17 protein-coding genes and 2 pseudogenes are annotated in these 18421 nt (G+C 60.8%); 10 read left to right on the top strand and 9 right to left on the bottom strand.

Annotated elements, in window-relative coordinates; genetic code table 11:
- Positions 1 to 14: 14 nt before the first annotated feature.
- From DC522_RS25050 to DC522_RS25015, 8 genes are all read right to left on the bottom strand, one after another.
- Complete coding sequence (locus DC522_RS25050; protein WP_116531320.1) at positions 15 to 965, bottom strand: hypothetical protein; 951 nt, start codon at positions 963 to 965, stop codon at positions 15 to 17.
- Entirely contained in the window at positions 962 to 1456 is a 495-nt protein-coding gene (locus DC522_RS25045) for a cytochrome c (protein WP_116531319.1), read from the bottom strand. Before DC522_RS25045 ends, DC522_RS25050 begins: the two co-directional genes overlap by 4 nt.
- Positions 1447 to 1986, bottom strand: coding sequence for a DUF3341 domain-containing protein (locus DC522_RS25040; RefSeq protein WP_116531318.1), 540 nt, complete (start codon positions 1984 to 1986; stop codon positions 1447 to 1449). Before DC522_RS25040 ends, DC522_RS25045 begins: the two co-directional genes overlap by 10 nt.
- A complete protein-coding gene (nrfD, locus tag DC522_RS25035) occupies positions 1983 to 3296 on the bottom strand; it encodes an NrfD/PsrC family molybdoenzyme membrane anchor subunit (RefSeq protein WP_116531317.1) in 1314 nt (437 codons plus the stop codon). Before nrfD ends, DC522_RS25040 begins: the two co-directional genes overlap by 4 nt.
- A complete protein-coding gene (locus tag DC522_RS25030; RefSeq protein WP_116531330.1) occupies positions 3293 to 6211 on the bottom strand; it encodes a TAT-variant-translocated molybdopterin oxidoreductase in 2919 nt (972 codons plus the stop codon). Before DC522_RS25030 ends, nrfD begins: the two co-directional genes overlap by 4 nt.
- A gap of 5 nt (positions 6212 to 6216) precedes the next feature.
- The gene (locus DC522_RS25025; protein WP_116531316.1) at positions 6217 to 6867 is read right to left on the bottom strand and encodes a cytochrome c3 family protein; all 651 of its coding nucleotides are present in this window, start codon (positions 6865 to 6867) and stop codon (positions 6217 to 6219) included.
- 73 nt (positions 6868 to 6940) lie between these two features.
- A complete protein-coding gene (fdhD, locus tag DC522_RS25020; protein ID WP_116531315.1) occupies positions 6941 to 7774 on the bottom strand; it encodes a formate dehydrogenase accessory sulfurtransferase FdhD in 834 nt (277 codons plus the stop codon).
- Positions 7771 to 10083, bottom strand: a complete 2313-nt coding sequence (locus DC522_RS25015; protein ID WP_116531314.1) for an FdhF/YdeP family oxidoreductase — start codon at positions 10081 to 10083, stop codon at positions 7771 to 7773. Before DC522_RS25015 ends, fdhD begins: the two co-directional genes overlap by 4 nt.
- A 415-nt stretch (positions 10084 to 10498) precedes the next feature.
- On the opposite strand from DC522_RS25015, the gene DC522_RS25010 reads away from it, so the two are divergent.
- The 10 genes and pseudogenes from DC522_RS25010 (at position 10499) to DC522_RS24970 (ending at position 18006) form a co-directional block, all read left to right on the top strand.
- Entirely contained in the window at positions 10499 to 11452 is a 954-nt protein-coding gene (locus DC522_RS25010) for a carbohydrate kinase family protein (RefSeq protein ID WP_116531313.1), read from the top strand.
- A complete protein-coding gene (locus DC522_RS25005) occupies positions 11449 to 12381 on the top strand; it encodes a pseudouridine-5'-phosphate glycosidase (protein ID WP_116531312.1) in 933 nt (310 codons plus the stop codon). Before DC522_RS25010 ends, DC522_RS25005 begins: the two co-directional genes overlap by 4 nt.
- 368 nt (positions 12382 to 12749) lie before the next feature.
- Positions 12750 to 12974 (top strand): annotated as a pseudogene (locus DC522_RS36225) (Arm DNA-binding domain-containing protein); the annotation flags it as partial.
- Between the two features lie 272 nt (positions 12975 to 13246).
- Positions 13247 to 13933: a site-specific integrase gene (locus DC522_RS36220; protein ID WP_245444501.1), complete on the top strand. Its 687-nt coding sequence runs from the start codon at positions 13247 to 13249 to the stop codon at positions 13931 to 13933.
- A gap of 19 nt (positions 13934 to 13952) precedes the next feature.
- Entirely contained in the window at positions 13953 to 14672 is a 720-nt protein-coding gene (locus tag DC522_RS24990) for a hypothetical protein (RefSeq protein ID WP_116531311.1), read from the top strand.
- A 94-nt stretch (positions 14673 to 14766) separates the two neighbouring features.
- Positions 14767 to 14970, top strand: a complete 204-nt coding sequence (locus DC522_RS24985; RefSeq protein WP_116531310.1) for an AlpA family transcriptional regulator — start codon at positions 14767 to 14769, stop codon at positions 14968 to 14970.
- Positions 14970 to 15146: a hypothetical protein gene (locus DC522_RS35040; RefSeq protein WP_165820300.1), complete on the top strand. Its 177-nt coding sequence runs from the start codon at positions 14970 to 14972 to the stop codon at positions 15144 to 15146. Before DC522_RS24985 ends, DC522_RS35040 begins: the two co-directional genes overlap by 1 nt.
- Before the next feature lie 73 nt (positions 15147 to 15219).
- Positions 15220 to 15693, top strand: a complete 474-nt coding sequence (locus DC522_RS24980) for a hypothetical protein (protein WP_116531309.1) — start codon at positions 15220 to 15222, stop codon at positions 15691 to 15693.
- Positions 15694 to 15777: 84 nt separating this feature from the next.
- Complete coding sequence (locus DC522_RS24975) at positions 15778 to 16899, top strand: site-specific integrase (RefSeq protein ID WP_116531308.1); 1122 nt, start codon at positions 15778 to 15780, stop codon at positions 16897 to 16899.
- Between the two features lie 72 nt (positions 16900 to 16971).
- Positions 16972 to 18006: a site-specific integrase gene (locus tag DC522_RS24970; protein ID WP_116531307.1), complete on the top strand. Its 1035-nt coding sequence runs from the start codon at positions 16972 to 16974 to the stop codon at positions 18004 to 18006.
- A gap of 315 nt (positions 18007 to 18321) precedes the next feature.
- Here DC522_RS24970 and DC522_RS24965 read toward each other — a convergent pair.
- Positions 18322 to 18421, bottom strand: a pseudogene (locus tag DC522_RS24965) (IS5/IS1182 family transposase); the annotation flags it as partial.

The following is an 18421-nucleotide window of genomic DNA, read 5'->3' as shown; positions in this document are numbered from 1 at the left end:
TTACAGCATAGTGCCTACGGTTCTGCCGATGCCTCCTCTGCATAGCTCGGGCGTACTCTCATCATCCCGACGAAAGCCATGATCCAGAGAAGGATCGTGCCCAGGACAATCCCTGTACCCAACCAAGACGGACTGCCCTTTGGCTGAAGGACCCAGAGCGTATGGGTGCCATGATACAAAAGCGCCAATGCACTTCCCCCAATCATGCCGGCCCGGCTCACGCCGGAGGGGACCAGCACCATGATCGCGCCCAGCATCAGCAGATAAGAGGTCGTGAGAAGCCCCAAGTTCCAAGGATCGGAGCGTCTCAAGTACCAACCTGCCCCTTGCGGCAGGTTGGCGAGCCAGACGATGATGAACTGCGCGAACCACGTCCAGACTGTCAGAAGTGAAAGTGTCAGCAGCGCACGCTCCAGGCTCACCATTCTCGTTGGAGAGGCAGAATCGGGCTTGAGAAAGTTCACGAGGATCGCACCGGCCAAAGCCGCTGTAACCTGGGCCTGTCCAAAGGCGAAACCGAATAGGCTCGACCACCAATATGGTTCACGCGACAGCACCCAGTCATAAGCCGCAAAGCTCACGATGGGCGTCAGCAAGGCCAAGCCGACAGCACTCGCGCGGCGCACATGCCCAGTACGAATCAGCCAGAAGGTCAAGCCAGTGCAAACCAGCAGATAGAAAGCGCTTCTCATCAGGAAGAAGCCGGGGCTTAGAAATGCGGCCCGCATTGGCGGCAAGTCGGTTCTCTCGCCGACCCAAGGAAAGAGCTGGTCGAGCCAAAAGGCAAGTGGAAGTCCGACAACGAAGAGCAAGGGCATCGTCAAGGCTGCGGCCTCGACTTCCGCACGGATCGGAGCCAGCCAGTGCTCGCTCATGAGATGCCCGATCATCAGCACAATGAGGCTGCCGATCGAAAGTCCGGCAATCCCGACAAAGACGATATAGAGAGCCTCCGTTACGCTCATGGAGATGCCTCGCCCTGACCCACCGATGCGCCAGCGTCTCTCTGCAACTGCTTGATGTAATGGGCGATCGCCCAGCGATCCTCCGGCAAGACGCGATCGGCATATGAGTACATCCGTCCCTTTCCCCGGGTGATCACAGTGATAATCTGCTCAGGAGAGAGGGCTTTTACACGCTCCTCATGATAGGAAGGTGGCGGCGGAAATCCCCGGGAGACTACCGTTCCATCCCCTCGCCCGCTCGCGCCATGGCACGGCGAACAGAAAGCCCGGAAGCGCTCTTCGCCTCTGGCAACCAGATCTGGCGTGACCTGCGGCCCCGGCGGCGCGAGTGCCGCCTCCTGCGCAGCCGTTCCCCTGGCGATGGTGCCTGGAGGAACGGGCACGTACGGCCTTTGAACGGTTCGGGTCGAAGCGACTGCATCCCGCTGCTCGGTGCCGGTATCGCAGGCCGCCAGCAGAACAAGGCCGATGAGGCCGATCGCTAGTCGCATGCCGGCACCTCCTGCACCGTCTGGGGCGACAGCGTTTCCAGAAAGCTTCGGGCTGCAGCAGCCTCAAACAAGGGATCGTCGCTCAAGATACAGAGATAGAACCGATCCTCGGAGGCCCGTTCGAATCCAGGAACTGTGAAGACCGGGTGATGCAGGCGCGGCAGTCGCAGGATCAGAAGCAGTCCGATCAAGGTTGCAGCACCGGCCCAGAGAATGGCGACGATCAGCGTCGATGGAATGAAGGTGGGCCAACTATAGAGAGGACGACCTCCGACATTCAGCGGATAATCGACGACGTTCATCCAATATTGGGACCCATATTGCAGACCGGCGCCCAAGAGGGCCGCGACGAGCGCGATCCAGGGAATGGCGGTGGTGCGAACCCTGAGCTCCTTAGCAAGTTCGGCAAGCGGAAAAGGGCTGAACGCGTCGAGTTCCTTGAAGCCTGCACGCTTTGCAGCCTTGACGGCGTCCATCAAGGCCTCCGGCGTCGTGAACTCGGCCATGATGCCACAGAGGCGCTGGGTCATGAGGATTTCTCCTCATGCTCGTCATGGCGGGTCTCGAACATCGAGACCACCGGCAGGAAGCGCGCGAAGAGCAACAGGAGGCCTGCGAACAATCCAACGGTGCCCAGGAACAGGCCGGTCTCAAGAAGTGTCGGGCTGTAGCTTCGCCAGATTGATGGCAGGTGATCTATCTGAAGCCCGCCGACGATGATCGAGAAACGGTCGAACCAGATGCCTACCCCGATTGAGAACCCGACGAAAATCCCGGCGATCGTGCTCTGACGGGCCGCCTTGAGCCAGAACAGTTGAGGGATAAGGATGCTGTAGACGATGGCCGTCCAGTACAGACCGGCATAAACACCGGTCATCCGGTGGAAGGTGGCCTCCTGACCTATCCTGTCAGCCAGAAGGGCGGAGACGAACTCGTCCAGATAGAGATAGCCCGACACGAGGGCGCTTGCGAGAACGAGTTTACCGAGAAGATCGATGTCTCCCTCGTCGATATATCGCTCAATTCGCAAGCCCCAGCGCAGCAGCACGGCGACGAGGAGAACGATGGAAAGCCCTTGGGCCAGACCGGTTGCCACGAAGTGAAGCGGCTGGCGCGTCTCATGCCAGTCGGGCACCAGCGTTACGGCGAATTCGAAGGCTACCGTGCTCTGCATGATGAGGATCAGGGGCAGCACGAGGATGGCGACGAGACGATAGGCGCGCTGATGATAGGCCCAGTGGCGCACGGAGCCGCGCCAGCCGAGCGCGAAGACACCGTAGATCCGTTGCACCGTCTTACGCCGCGCACGGTCACGCAGGGTCGCGAGATCGGGAATAAGCCCCACATACCAGAGCAGGCTCGTCACGATGACATGGGTACTGATGGCCCAGAAATCCCATGTCAGGGTGCTGCGAAACTGTGGCCACACCTCGAAAGTCGCAGGATACGGAAAAGTCCAATAGAACAGCCAGGGACGCCCGAGATGAAAGATCGGAAAAATACCTGCGCAAATGACGGCAAATAACGCAACACCCTCGGCAAAGCGATTAACCGCCGTTCGCAGATCGTGCCGACGCAGGACTAAGATGGCCGCAAAAAGGCTCGCTCCATTGGCGATCCCGATCCACCAGGCATAGTTGATCAGGTCGAAGCCCCAGACGAAGGGGATGTTTACGCCCCAGATACCTACCCCTAAGATGGAAACGGATACCAGCGTATAGCCGAGCAGCAGAACAAGCGCGCCCGATGCCACAAGTGCGATCCACCAGAGCAAGCCGAAGCGGCGGGAGAGCGGAACCTCCGCAACCGGACTTGTGATAGCCTGTGCGTTGCTGCTCATCGGCCATCCATTTTCGTGCGCGCCTCGACGCGAGCGAGATAGCTGGTTCGCGGCTTCGTATTCAGCTCATCGAGCAATGCATAATTGCGCGGACTTTTCTTGAGACGGCTCACGGCACTATCGGGATCGTTGACATCGCCGAACACAATGGCCTGCGTCGGGCAGGCCTGCTGACATGCTGTCATGACCTCGCCGTCGCGCAAATGCCTGTCCTCGACGCGGGCATTGGCGCGGGCCGTGCCAATCCGCTGAATGCAATAAGTGCATTTTTCCATGACGCCGCGGTCTCGAACCGTCACCTGCGGGTTCATGGCGTCCAGCGATGCCGTGTACTCCGTACCTTGATAGTCCAGGAAGTTGAAGCGCCGCACCTTGTAAGGACAGTTGTTCGAGCAGGTTCTCGTACCGATGCAGCGGTTGTAGACCATGTCATTGAGGCCTTCGGAGGAATGTACCGTCGCGTTCACGGGGCAGACCACCTCACAGGGGGCCTTCTCGCAATGCATGCAAGGCACAGGCTGGAAGTAAGTGTCCGGGCTGCCTGGATCCCCGCCATAATAGCGATCCACCCGCAGCCAGTGCATCTCGCGCCCCTTCGCCACCTCCTCCGGTCCGACGACGGCGATGTTGTTCTCGGCCTGGCACGCGATCACGCAGGCATTGCAGCCGATACAGGCGTCAAGATCGATCGCCATGCCCCAGGCATATTCTTCATAGGACCATTCCGGATAGAGCGACGGCTGTTCTCTTGTTTCCCCGGCAAGTGCCTGACCAGGCGCGATGATGCGCACGACATCGCGCCCTTGAAGCGAGTGATGTTGCTGCGTGGAAATGAGCGCGCTCCGCTCTCCCACGACCTTGATCTCACCAGTGGTGACCCATGGCTGACGTGATGGACGGATCGCGTAAGCATCAAAGCCAATGCCATTGCCGATCCTACCCGCCTGCTCGCGTCCGTAGCCGAGAGTCAGCGTCACGGCGCCAGTCGCATGTCCAGGCATAACCCACACCGGAGCGCGCACGACGCGGCCTCCGACGGATAGGTCGATAGTGTCCCCTGATGCCAAGCCGAAAATTTCAGCCGTCTCTGGGGCAATCAATGCCGCATTGCCCCAGACCTGCTTTGTCAACGGCTTCGGCAGCTCCTGCAGCCAGCCATTGTTCGCATAGGAGCCGTCCCATACGGAGGGATCGGATGCAAACACCACGTCAATGCCCGCAGATGGAACCGGAACGACGGGCTCCGGATGCCAGTCGGATCGTATGGACACGGGAATGGCGGGCGGCGTCGAACCGTTGATCACGCCATCTTCGAGCGAACGTACCCAGCGTTCCCCAAAGCTGTCTCCCCAAGCCTCGCGCCACGTTGCCTGGACAAGTCCATGGCCATCCACGTTCTGCCCCGCCATAAGGCCGAGAAATTCCTCCGCACTCAATGCCGGTTTCAGCGGCATCGCTACGGGCTGTCGCAACCCGACTGTGCCATCGAATGCTCGCAGGTCGCCCCAGCTTTCGAGAGAATGTGCCTCGGGAACATGCCAATGGCAGGCAGAGGCTGTCTCGTCATGGTGCTGGCCGAGATGCAACGACAGAGGAACTCGCCGAATGAGTGCAGCCAGATCGATATCTGCGGGAGCTGTGTAAACCGGATTGCTTCCGAGGACGATCAGATGGGACACCTGACCGGCCTCTATGGCCTGCGCCAGATCATTTAGCGTCCGGACACCGTCCATGATGGGACGCACGGGCTCTATGGCGCGGATCGTCGTGCCGAAGGCGCCCAGCCTTGCATTGATCGCAAGCGCAAAGGCATGTACGCGGGCCGGCTGCTCACGTCCCACGACGACAAGGCTGCGAGAGCCAGCCCGGCGTAACTCGTTCGCCAGTCGGGGAACGGAGGGATGCACCTCCGATGGCAGCGCAACGTTCGTTCCGAGAGACGCTGCAAGGGCCTGAGCAAACGCTTCGAACTCCCGCGGTCGAAGGACTATCCGCTCATCCGCGCGCGCTCCGACGAGGCTCGGCCGGGTTTCGACAGAGAAGAGGCGTGGGAGCTCCCTGTCCAGCATCCGTCGCCGTTTCTGGTAATCGGCGGCATAGCGCAGATGGCCCGGCTCCTCCGCGAAGAGATCGCCACCGAGAGTGACAATGGCGTCGGTCTGTGTCAGGTCGAAAACGAGATCGGTATCGCGGCCGAACACGTCCAAGGCGGCGGCCCGCCTGTTGTCGTCATCAATCGGCGAGAACACATGCCATTGAGCAAGCGGAAAGAGCTGCCGTGCTTGTTTTGCGAGCCTGTTCAATGTCGGCGATGACGTCGGCGGCATCAGGATATGCAGCCCCCGCCCCTCGGCCACGACGAGCTCGTTCCGCACGGGACGAATGAAGCTCGTGAGCTCCTCCCAGCTTCTCGGGATACCGTTCTGAAGCGGCGCACCGGATCGATCGGGATCGTAGAGAGACAGGATCTCAGCCTGGGCAAACACGTCCGTTGCTCCGAGGCTTGCTGGGTGAAGCGGGTTTCCTTCGATCTTGATGGGTCGCCCCTCTTGCGTCTTCACGAGAACGCCCCTTCCGAAGCCGTTCAACGGAAGGGACGTAGCGACCGTGAGCGGCACACCCGGTGTGTAGCCTGGCATGTTCTGGCTTTGGGACAGGAGCGGAGCGTTCTTGCCCGCCTTGCTGCCGTTGCACGCGGCGAGCCCTCCCAAGGCGAAGGAAGCACTCATCAACTTCAGCAGAGTGCGGCGGTCGATGGACGAGGCCTGGACCACGTCCGGAAACTCGGCTTCAACCAATCGGCGCACTTCTGGCACCTCCGCCAGTTCCTCAAGGCTGCGCCAGAGCCTCGGTCCGTCCTCCGTTGCAAGACGGGCTCTCAAAGCGTCGAGATCGAACGGAGCTCCCTCACCCATCGCATTTACCGGTGACATGTGTTGCAACTGGTGAGACGCCGGGAAGCCTCCCGGTAGAACTCGCGAATATCGTCCGGCAGATCCCTGCCATGCGCCTCATAGCCCATAGTGAACACAGCCTCCCGTGGCCGAAGCTTCGGAACCGGGTCGCGATGACAGTCCAGGCACCATCCCATGGAGAGGGTCTGCGTTTTCACAGTCTTGGGCATCTGATCCACCCGGCCATGGCAAGTCTCGCAGGACACACCCTTGGTGACGTGGGCAGCGTGGTGGAAGTAGGCGTAATCAGGGAGGCGGTGAACGGACGCCCATTCAATCGGCTGTCCGAGTGTAAAGCTCGTGCGAACGGGCTCGAGGACGCTTGCCCCTACCCATACCTGAGAATGACAGGACATGCAGGTCTGAGCGGACGGCATGCCGGCATCCGCCGCGCGCTCGACCATCGAATGGCAATAACGGCAATCGATCTTCAGGATCCCGCTGTGGAGATCGTGACGGAACGGAACGGGCTGCGGTACGGGCTTGCCCACGTTCCACGTACTGTCTGCGCGAGCCCAGACATAGGCCATCACGCCCGTGGCGACGCCCCCTGCGCCGATCAACACGATTGCCACTCGAAACAGAGTGGTTGCTGCCGGTGTGAAGAGTTGCGCCATCGCCTGTGCCGCGCACCCTCTGCTGAGTCGGGCCTGTTGGCCTGAGTGAAGCTTCGCTGCTGACACAATCGGCTCAGCGCAACTTCGTTCCCTCACAATGCACAAGGTCGACCCGATCAGGATGGGTGAACACTTCGAAGCTGTCCCCGCGGGCAACGGCCAACAGAGTGATCCCACAGCCTTCGGCAACCCTCACGGCCAGTGCTGTCGGTGCGGAGATCGCAACAAGGAGCGGCGCTCCCATACGAGCTGTCTTCTGCACCATTTCGACGGACACGCGACTGGTCAGCAGCACGGCCCCTTCCGAAGGGGGCTCGGAGTGCTTCGCCAATACGCCGGCCAGCTTATCGAGAGCATTGTGCCGGCCGACATCCTCCCGAATGGCAATCACTCCCCGCCCTGGACGCCAGAAAGCTGCGCCATGGATGGCTCTGGCCTCGCGGTTGAGGCGCTGAGCCTCGGACAAATCAGCCATGGCATCGGCAATGGCCTCCGGCGAGACCCGTAGCGTGCCGGCGATCCGGGAAAGGGGGCGCCAAGCTTCGGCCAGAGATTCCACTCCGCACAATCCGCAGCCGACAGGGCCGGCCAAGGCGCGCCGCCGCATCCGGTAGGCTCCGCTGCACCGATCGGACAACCACATGCGGATTTCACATCCCATTTCATGCTCGATGATTTCAGTCGAGATCAGATCATCCGGTGCAGCGACGATGCCTTCCGACAGACTGAAGCCGAGAGCGAAGTCATCCAGATCCGCCGGGCTTGCCATCATCACAGCATGGGTCGATCCGTTATAGGTCAGGGCAACGGGCGTTTCCTCCGCCACGACGCGCTCACCGGTGACGAACGCTCCCTTTCCAACGCTCACTTGTGGCAACCGGATAATAGGTGACAGCTGCAGGTTCATTCTGCCGCCTCCGGCAAAGACTTCTGCTGCAAGGCGATCCGGATCGGGATCGATTTCGCGGCTGGCACCTTGCTCTTGTCTGCATGATGCCAGACCGGGATCAAGGGATTGCACTCGGGATAATAGGCTGCGCAACAGCCCTCCGGTATTTCATAAGGAGTAACGCGCAGCCCGCTCACCTGCCGCACGATGCCGTCATCGACGGCCGTCGTGAGGGTGACGATGTCCCCCTCCCCCAGTTGCAGGCGAATGATGTCGTTGCGGTTCATGAACAGCACCATGCGTGTGCCCCTGACGCCCCTGAACCGGTCATAATAGCCATAGACGGTTGTGTTGAATTGATCGTTGGAACGCACGGTCATTAGTTTCAAAACATCGCTGTCCTGCTCCGCGATGCCGAGATCCGTCTCGAGACTCTTGGGCACGATGAAATTGGCTTTGCCTGTCTTTGTTTTCCAGCGCCGCTCGCGGGCTGCGATGGGACGATGGAAGCCTCCGGGCTGCCACATCCGCTCATTGAAGCCGCGGAAATCCTCCGGATAGGTTTCCTCGATCGCGTTGCGAACACGGGAATAATCTGCAACCCACTCATCCCAGGGCACCTTCGAATTGGATAGCAGCGTCGCTTTCGCGATTTCAGCGACGATCCGAGGCTCCGACAAGAGATCGGGACTTGCAGGTTTCGCAATGCCCTTCGAACCGTGGATGCAGGCCGTCGAGTCCTCGACAGCAACAGCCTGAGGCCCTGTGGCCTGCTCGTCGATCTCGATGCGTCCGAGGCACGGGAGGATATAGGAGATCTCACCGAGGATGAGATGATTGCGATTGAGCTTGGTCGAGATCTGCACGGACAAGCGCAGGCGTGTCCAAGCCCTCTCCAGGGCCGTCGTCTCCGGCGCCGCCCGCACGAAGTTTCCGCCAAGAGCAACGAACGCCTTGACCTCGCCTTTGATGATGCCCTCACAGGCCTCGACGGTCGTCATGCCCTTCCAGCGCGGAGGCTCGAACCCATATTGCTCCTTCAGCTTGTCGAGCGGGACGAGTTCGGGCTTTTCCGCAATGCCGACGGTTCTTTGCCCCTGAACATTGGAATGGCCACGCACCGGGCAGATACCAGCTCCGGGCTTACCAATGTTCCCGCGCAGAAGCAGCAGATTGACGAGCATCTGTACGTTCTCGACGCCCGCCTTGTGCTGGGTCAGTCCCATGCCGTAGATTCCGATGACAGCATTCGCTTTGGCGTATACGTTCGCGGCGGTTTGCAATTGCTCCTTAGAAAGCCCTGAACGACGCTCCAGCTCGGGCCATGAGGCTTGCCGGGCCGCCTGCGCGAACTCCTCGAAACCATGGGTGTGCTCAGCAATGAAGGCATGGTCGAGAACAGGCTTGCTGCCCTCGGCCCGCGCCTTGTCATCAGACTCGATCAGGATCTTGGCCATGCCCATGAGAGCGGCGATGTCCCCGCCGATCTTCAGCTGATGATATTGCGACGAGATGCGTGTTTCCGATCCTGTCAGCATTTCGAGCGGGGCTTGCGGATTGGTGAACCGCTCAAGCCCGCGCTCTTTCAGGGGATTGAAGGTGATGATTGGCACACCTCGTTTGGATGCCTCCTGAAGAGGATGCAGCATGCGCGGGCTGTTGGTGCCGACATTCTGGCCAAAGAACAGGATGCAATCCGTCTGCTCGAAATCGTCCAGAATCACTGTGCCGACCGGAACCCCGATGCTCTCGGGCAAAGCGACCGACGTGCTCTCGTGGCACATGTTGGAGGAATCCGGCAGGTTGTTGGTGCCATAGAGCCGGGCGAACAGCGCCCACATGTAGGATGTCTCGAGTGACGCGCGCCCCGAGCAGTAGAGCACCACCTGCCGTGGATCGAGCCCCTTCAGCTCCTGGCCAATCTCACGGAAGGCCGCCTCCCAGCTGACGGGAACGTAAGTGTCTGAGGCCGCATCCCAGCGCACGGGATGCGTCAGGCGTCCGGCTTCCTCAAGGTCATGATCAGACCAGGTTCTCAACTCGCTGAGAGTATGCTGCGCGAAGAACTCTGGCGTCACACGTTTCGTGGTTAGCTCCCAGGCCGTAGCCTTCGCGCCGTTCTCGCAATATTCGAAGGGGTGCGGGTCCGCAGGCTTGGCCCAGGCGCAGCTGACGCAGGCATAGCCATCCGGCTTGTTCTGCTTGAGAAGCACCGCATTTCCGCTGACGAGCCGCCCCTCCTGCGCCAGAATGCTTTCAACTGACCGAACAGAACCCCAACCACCTGCAGGGCCCGTGTAGGGTTTGATTTTCGGCTCATCACTCATGTCGGCAATGCTCCCGCTCGCCGCGCGAGCGGCGATTGACCCGATTCATGACAATGATCAGAAAGCCTGACCGTTCCGGGGAACGTCACGGCCTCTCCTTGTCGATGGTTATTATCGGTCACGTTCACTCCAGACGACCGAGGCGCTCCGCTCACACCTTAGCTTCATTGGTGAGCTAACAGATTGAGGTCATAGGTGCCGTGGGAGCTTCACATCTGAACGCAGAACTCGCGTTGGGGGGACTCCCACACTACCGAATATGTCACCGGGCAGGTTCCCCACATCCGCTTGATTGCCAATCTGCAGCAGATGGAGGATCGACACCCAAGACGTCCGCCCACGACTGTGCTTCACCCTACGACTTGGCATATCATCTGCGCCATCAAGACCGCCACTAAGCGAAAGGCCTGAATGCATGAGTCCGGAACCAGGCAGGGTGATCTGTATCGGTGGCGCAACCGTCGATCGAAAATACCGCACCAGCGAACCCATCCAGTTGAGGACGTCCAATCCCGCTGCATCCGAGCGCTCGTTCGGTGGCGTGGCCCGCAACGTGGCGGAGAACATTGCGCGACTCGGGGTGAAGTCCTCCCTCATTTCGATCCTGGGCCAGGACGAGAACGGCCACGCGATCCGGACAGGCCTCATGGACCTGAGTATCGACACACAGCATGTCGTGGTCTCGAGCGACCATGCGACTGCGGAATATGTGGCTGTCCTTGAGCCCAACGGCGACCTCGCCCTCGGCTTGGCCGATATGGCGATCTTTGATGCCCTCACTCCGTCCCTGTTGCATCAGGTCTGGCCCGAGGTGTCGGCCTCTTGGATCTTTGCCGATTGCAACCTTCCTTCACCGACCCTGCACGAACTCCTCAATTTGGCTCGGCATCACTCCGCGATGCTGGCGGTTGACGCCGTTTCAGCGCTGAAAGTCGTGCGCCTGCCATGCGACCTGAGTAGCCTTGGGCTCCTGTTTCTTAACCTGGATGAGGCACAAGCCCTCCTGGGCAAGTCCAGTGCCCCACCGCAGGATCTCGCGGCGGCCCTGCTCGAACGCGGCGCCGCGCAGGTCGTCCTGACCCTTGGCGAAAGTGGGCTGATCGCAATGGATCGCTCCGGACTCACGAGGGTCGGGGCGCTCCCCCTTCAGATCGTCGACGCGACTGGCGCAGGTGACGCTCTCATTGCCGGCACGCTCGTTGCCATGCTGAAGGGCCGCTCCTTGGCGGAGGCGGTGCGAATGGGTACGGTGGCAGCAGCGCTAACCTTGGAGAGCCCGGCCAGTGTGCGGCCGGATCTTTCGCTTGCCATCCTGGAAGCAACTTTGGCGCGACGTGCCAGCCAGAAACCTGAAGGGGGATCCTTATGAGCCACGCGATAGATGGCCGCTTCCTCGACATCGCGCCCGAGGTGAGAGCCGCCCTGGAGCGGGGCGGAGCCGTCGTGGCCCTCGAATCCACGATCATCACCCATGGCATGCCCCACCCCCAGAACGTGACCACAGCCCGGGAGGTTGAGGCCGTCGTGTGGGAGAATGGCGCGGTACCGGCGACGATCGCAATCATCGCCGGACGGATCAAGGTCGGCCTCACGGACGAGGAGCTCGATTGGCTTGGAACCGCATCGGATGTGATGAAGCTCAGCCGGGCCGACCTGCCCTACGCCATTGCCGCGAAGCGTCACGGGGCGACGACGGTCGCCGCCACCATGATCTGCGCTCATCTGGCAGGCCTTCGGGTTTTCGCTACCGGCGGAATTGGCGGCGTCCACCAGGGGGTCGAGAACACGATGGACATCTCGGCTGATCTTGACGAATTGGCCCGGACCCCTGTCACCGTGGTATGTGCCGGCGCTAAGGCCATTCTCGATCTGCCGCGAACCCTTGAGTATCTCGAAACCCGGGGCGTCCCAGTTGTGGCATACGAGACGGACGACTTTCCCGCTTTCTGGAGTCGGACAAGCGGACTGGCCGCTCCCATGCGGCTCGACAGCCCGGATGCTATTGCTGTTCTCATTAACATCAAGGAAGCGCTGGGCCTTGGCGGCGGCGTTCTCATAGCCAATCCGGTCCCGAGGGCTGCTGAGATTCCTGCCGACGAGATGAAAGCATTCATCGACCAAGCTGTTGCTGAAGCGAGGCACCGCGGCATTGCCGGGAAGGCCGTGACGCCTTTCCTGCTGTCATTCCTCTTCGAGAGCACGGGCGGACGCAGTCTCGCCACCAACATCGCCCTGGTTAAAAATAACGCCGCGCTGGCAGCGCGGCTTGCGGCTTCGCTGGGAAGATCTACGCCATAGCGACAGGTTGTGGTTTATAACGTTGCCACTGGTACTGTGGCTTTCTGAAGCAGCGCGAGGGGAGTTTGAGAATCTCTCTTCCGCCCGATCTTGCTCCCTATCCCGGTTTTCTGGGAAGCAGGACCAAACTCGTACAGCAGCCAAATGCCTGAAAGAGTTTGGTGAGCGCGCTGGGACTCGAACCCAGGACCCTCTGATTAAAAGTCAGGCATAAACCCATTCCCGACGATGGATGGCGACAGCCACTGTAGCGCAAACCCTTGCAAACTCTACATTTCTGTGAGTTCTTCATTCCCGACAATAGCCCGCATTGCATTTTTCTGGCTACCTATTTGCAGTCCAGGTAGCCAATCGCGAGCCTTCCTACCATGTCCAGCTGCAAGCTCACCAAACGTGTCATCGACGCCCTGCCCTCTCCGAGCGACTGTGACGCGATCTGGTGGGACGAAGACCTCAAAGGCTTCGGGCTCAAGATCACGCCCGCCGGTCGAAAGGTCTTCCTCGTCCAGTACCGGCCAGCTGGAGACCGTCGCAATCCGCGCAAGTACACCATTGGCGAATATGGCCCGACCACGCCCCACCAGGCCCGGGTCGAGGCGCAACAGGTTCTAGCCGAGCGCGCTGCCGGACGCGATCCGCAGGAAGAGAAGCGGATCTCGAAGCGCCGCATTGCCTCCGAGCAGGTGGCAGACCTCGCAGCAGAGTTCATCGCCCGCCACGTGGCGCAGAACCGGACCGCCGCAGAGACCACCCGCATTCTGAACCGGGAGGTCATACCCTATTGGGGCTCCTGGACGGTGGCCGAGGGCCGCAAGCGTGACGTCATTGCGCTGCTCGACCGGGTCCGCGAGCGCGGCTCGCGATCATGGCCAACCGCGTGCTGGCCGCCATCCGCAAGTTCTTCAACTGGTGCATCGGGCGAGGCATCCTCGAGACATCCCCATGTGCCGGCGTTACCGCGCCTGCCCGGGAGCAGGCGCGGCATCGCGTGCTGGACGACGACGAGTTGGCAGAAGTTCTGCAAGCAGCCCGGGAGATCGGGTTCCCCTTTGGCTCGATCGTGGAGATGCTCGCCCTCACAGGCCAGCGCCGAGACGAGGTTGGGCGCATGGCCTGGGCCCATGTGGATCTGGATAAGGGGCTCTGGATCGTCCCAGGCGAGCACGCCAAGAACGGCAAACCCCATACGGTCCACCTCAGCCCTCCAGCACTCGCCCTCTTGAACCAAACGCCTCGAACCGGCGACCTGGTCTTCTCCGGCGACGGGACGACCCTGTTTCAGGGCTACTCTAAGGCCAAGGCACGGCTCGATCGGCTCTCCGGCGTAGGCGACTGGACTTTGCACGATCTGCGCCGCACCGTCGTCTCAGGCATAGCTCGCCTCGGGGTGGCGCCGCACGTCGCGGATAAGATCCTCAATCACCAGAGCGGCACCATCTCCGGGGTTGCCGCTGTCTACCAGCGCCACGAGTTCATGGCCGAGCGCCGCGAAGCAATGCGGCTCTGGGGAGTCCACGTGACTTCGCTGGCCGCACAAGCGATGGCAGCTTGAAATCCAGAGCGGGACCGTCATGACATCTTTCGATTTCGACACGCTCGTTGGCGGCGGATCCTCGATCTACGCGGTCGAGATCACCGAGGATCAATTCAGAACGGTTGTCCTGGATCTTTCAAAGCACTTCCAGCGTGAGATGCCTGACCCTGCGGCAGCCTACCAGGAACTCATGCCCGCTATTCGCTTCGTGGCGGGCACCTACTGGGACGAGGTAGCTCGGATCAATCGCAAGAGTGTTGTTCAGCGCCTGCGTGAACTGGAGGCCGCCCTCGCCAGAAGCACCGAGCTTCTGGTGGGCCTGAAGGAAGGCTTGCAGTTTGATCTCGATGTTGAGGTGATCAACATCCTGGCGACAACAAAGACCCTCGGGCGACCGGGCATCCTGCCCCGGGACACACGCCGTGAACTCGAGACCGGATTTCAGGTGATCGAGGCGATGCACGCGACCGTCGAACAGGCGCTCGTGGTTGTTACCATGTCGTCCAGCCGCAAAGGCCGTCGGCAGTCGGATTGGAAGGCGGCCCTGATCGATCTCATGGCCCGCGTCGCCGGCCACCTCGGCATCGAGGTGACGACGGCAGGCAGTCGCGAGGCCAACCCCTACTCCACTCCCTTCACGGAGTTGGTCTTCGAAATTGAGCGCTTCCTGCCGGAGGGCATGCAATCAGAGAGCTTGGCCGCCTGCGCCCGACGGATTGACCGGGCCCGCGGCAAGGGCAGCTCGAAACGAAAATAGGATCCGCCGCGCACCAATTCTGTCGTGTGACGACCTTTGAGGCTTCTGACACCTCTGGAGGCACGGTGATAGCCATGCGTATCTGAGGTGACCGATGGAGAAGACCAAGAGCCCACGATTGATGACGACGAAAGAGGCGGCGCAGCGCCTCAAGGTGAGCGCAAGCTTTCTGGCAAAGGCGCGCATGAAAGGGACGGGACCGCGCTACCTCCGCCTGGGGCGGGCAATCCGGTACGCGGAGGAAGCCCTGGACGAATACGAGGCCGCCAACACGCGCGCCTCCACCAGCGAGTACTGATGCCATCGACGCTCAGCGCCCCGCACTGGGCGTTGCTCTTCCTGGGCGCAGCAAAGCAACGTCAGGTGTTTGCGGCATCACCAGGAACGATAAAGAATGAGTATCAATTAACATATACTTTGATTGCTGTAGATTATGATTGTACATTGAAGTACCATGCGATGGTATTTACTTGACGTATTCACAATATGAACTATCGTCAATCACAATACATCTTGGGGAACAACCAGCTATCTTCAGGAGATCATAATGAGCCCTGCCCAGGAGCCTTCCTTTCAGGATCTGATCACCGCTCTCACCAATGACACGACACTCCCGCTGCCACGGCGCCGTCAGTTGGCCTGCTCCGTTCGGCGGATCGCAAAGGCTCTGGATCGCAGACCTGACGAAGTGCCTGCCTCCTGGAGTAGGGTTCGCTCTCGTGTCGAGCAGATCCATCCCGCCGAACTCGGCTGGACGCCCGGCACGGCCGCCAATCACCAATCTGCTCTGAGAGCAGCCCTGCGCTGGTTCCAGCCGTCGATCCCCGGCGCCCAGCGCGGTACAAGACTGTCACCGGCTTGGGTGGCGCTCTGGGGCTGCCTCACGGACGAGACCCAGAAGAAACGACTGTCCTCGCTTGCCAAGTATTGCTCAGACAGGAACTTCCGGCCTGCTGACGTGGACGAGGCGCTCTTCGCTGCCTTCATGCAATACCGGGCCGAGCAGACACCGCAAGGCTAAGGCCTCTACGAGCACCGTCAAATCGCCCGAGCATGGAACCTCTGTGCCCAGACCATTGCAGGCTGGCCCAAGCAGCAACTCATCGTGCCGCCGGACCGGCGCTACAAGGGCCCCGCTTGGACGGACTTTCCCGAGAGCCTCCAGGCCGAAGTCGAGGTCTACTTTGACGGCATCACCCGCCAGCAGCGGCGGCTCGGACCGAGAAACGCGCGGAGCTGCTCGCCCAGAACCATCCAGACCCGGCGGCGGGAGCTTATTGCCTTCGCCGGCAAAGCGATCTCGATCGGATACCCGATTGAGACCCTCACCTCCCTATCGGTTCTCCTCGATCCGGCTCTGGTCCGGGATGTGGTCGAGGCGTATTGGGCGGAAGATGGGGACAAACCGAAGCGCTACACCGTCGACTTGCCCTGGAGGCTGTTTGTCATTGCCCGGGGAAGCCAATGCCTGAAGCCTGAGGCCCTGACGGAACTGGCCGAGATCCGGTCGGCGGCGCAGCAGCACCAGCCACACGGCCTGACCGAGAAGAACCGGAATGTGATCCGGGCGGTCACGTCAACGAATGTCTGGACGCGGGTCAGCGCGTCGCCTGAGATCCTGATGCGCGAGGCACAGCGGCAGCGGGCCAGGAGCCCGTACAAGGCCGCCCTCAAAGCGCAGATCGCTGTCGCAATCGCCATCCTGACGGTGGCACCGGTGCGCATCGGCAATCTCGCCGCAACCAAGCTCGATCAGCATCTCTTGCGGATCGGAGGACCAAAAGGGCTTTTCTGGCTGAGATACGAAGCCCACGAGGTGAAGAACCACGTCGATCTCGACTTCATGTTCGATGCCGAACTGACGGCCCTTGTAACCGAGTACATCGAGGTACATCGACCGGTGCTGCTGCGCGGCTCGAATGAGCGCTGGCTCTTTCCGGGAGTGACCAACGGACGGTTCAAGGCCCCTCACCTCCTGAGTGCCCAGATCCGCAATATGGTCGAGCAGCGGACCGGATTGCGGGTCACCGCACATCAATTCCGGCACGTCGCGGCCGCGATGCTGCTCAAGAAGTTCCCCGGCAACTATCCGCTCGTTGCCAAGGTCCTTGGGCACAAGGGCACGGCAACCTCGATGAACAACTACATCGGTCTTGAGACGCTCGAGGCCAATCAGATTTTTGCGGCCCTTGTTCGTGAGAACAAGCGCTCTCATCAGCTGGCGTGAGGTGACTGAGATGATCCGCTCTCTTCCCCTCTCCGCCTGGCCAAGCGACGACCAGCGTGTCTGGGCTGAGGCATGCCGTCCCACGTAGCGGCTTCGCCTTGGTGGCCGGGCTTCTCATATGAAGCGTGTATATCCCAGGACGATCTCGCGCGGCGCTATGGCTATTTCCTCTGGGCTCTGACGCAGGCAGGACAACTCGACCCGGGTGCACGAGCCGGTGCTCAGGTCACTCCAGAGGCGGTGGAACCCTTTATTGCGCTCGTCGAGCCATATTGGAGCAGCGTCACCCTATTCCAGTCCGTGTTCAAGCTGAGGCGGATGACCGAGATCCTGGCGCCCGACAGAGACCTGTCTTGGCTGCGTGCGATCGAAGCGGATCTGCGGGCCGAAGCTCGCCCGAGGCGCCGACGTGAGGACGTCACGGCCAATGAGCTGCTACAGGCAGGGGAAGCTCTGTTCCGGGAGGCCGAGAAGGCCTCCCACCTCAGCCCGAAGAAACGGGCTTGTCTGGCCCGCAATGGACTGATGATGGCCCTTCTCGCGGTTCGCCCCATCCGGCACAAGAACTTTGGCGAACTGATGCTGGGAACCAGCTTCCGCCATCTTGACGGCTGCTGGTGGATCGTCCTCGAGGCCGAGGACACGAAGGGCGGCCGAGTCGACGAGAGGTGCGTGCCGGACTATCTGAACCCACTGATAGCCCGGTATCTCACCACCTATAGGCCCATTCTCCTCGGAGAACAGGCTGCCGGCCTCAATAGTGAGAGGGTAAGTGCCAGAGGCACGCAGCCACTTCCGGATGGCTTACTGGAGAACCTATCCGGCCCGCTATGGATCGCCGCAACAGGACAGCCCCTCACCTACTCTGCTGTCGGGGCGGCAATCACCGACACAACAGAAGCCACGGCTGGAGTCCGGCTGAGTCCACACGCATTTCGTCGCGCCGCAAGAACGACGGTGACCTATTTTGGAGGGGAACACCCTCACTTGACCCAGGGAGTGCTGCAACACAACAGTGCGCGAGTCGGAGATGAGCATTACGACAGCAGCTCAACTCGGCGGGCCGGCCTTGAGCTGACCGCAATCATACGAGAGCTCACGAAATAAACTTCTGCACGTGATCTGGTGCGCCACTTCTAAGGGCCATCCGGAGCTTGGGCCTAATCAGAGCTCCGTTGAATCCGGAAATATGGTGATGCACTCAGCTATGGCAGTGTAGAATGGAGGGTTGTTGAGACCACCCGGTCAACCGTTGGAAAGGCTCTCAGCCCTCACGACCTCCGCCGATGCGGCGCCTTCACGGCTCGGTATCGGGCTGGGTCGGAGCCACACCTCGCAAGCGGATTGCTGCAGCACGGGCTGAGGTAATTGTTGACGAGCATCACAATCTCGCCAGCAGCCTAGGCTGTAGTGACCAATTAATCATTTGAGCCAGAGCATGATGCTGGCAAGTTTGACGAAGCCGAGGAAGTTGGTGGCGAGCTTGTCGTAGCGGGTGGCAATTCTCCGCCATTGCTTGAGC

Origin of the sequence: Microvirga sp. KLBC 81 (genome assembly GCF_003075415.1) — a bacterium.
GTDB lineage: Bacteria > Pseudomonadota > Alphaproteobacteria > Rhizobiales > Beijerinckiaceae > Microvirga.
The sequence above is the reverse complement of the archived record's forward strand: the minus strand, read 5'-3'. Positions and strand labels throughout refer to the sequence as shown.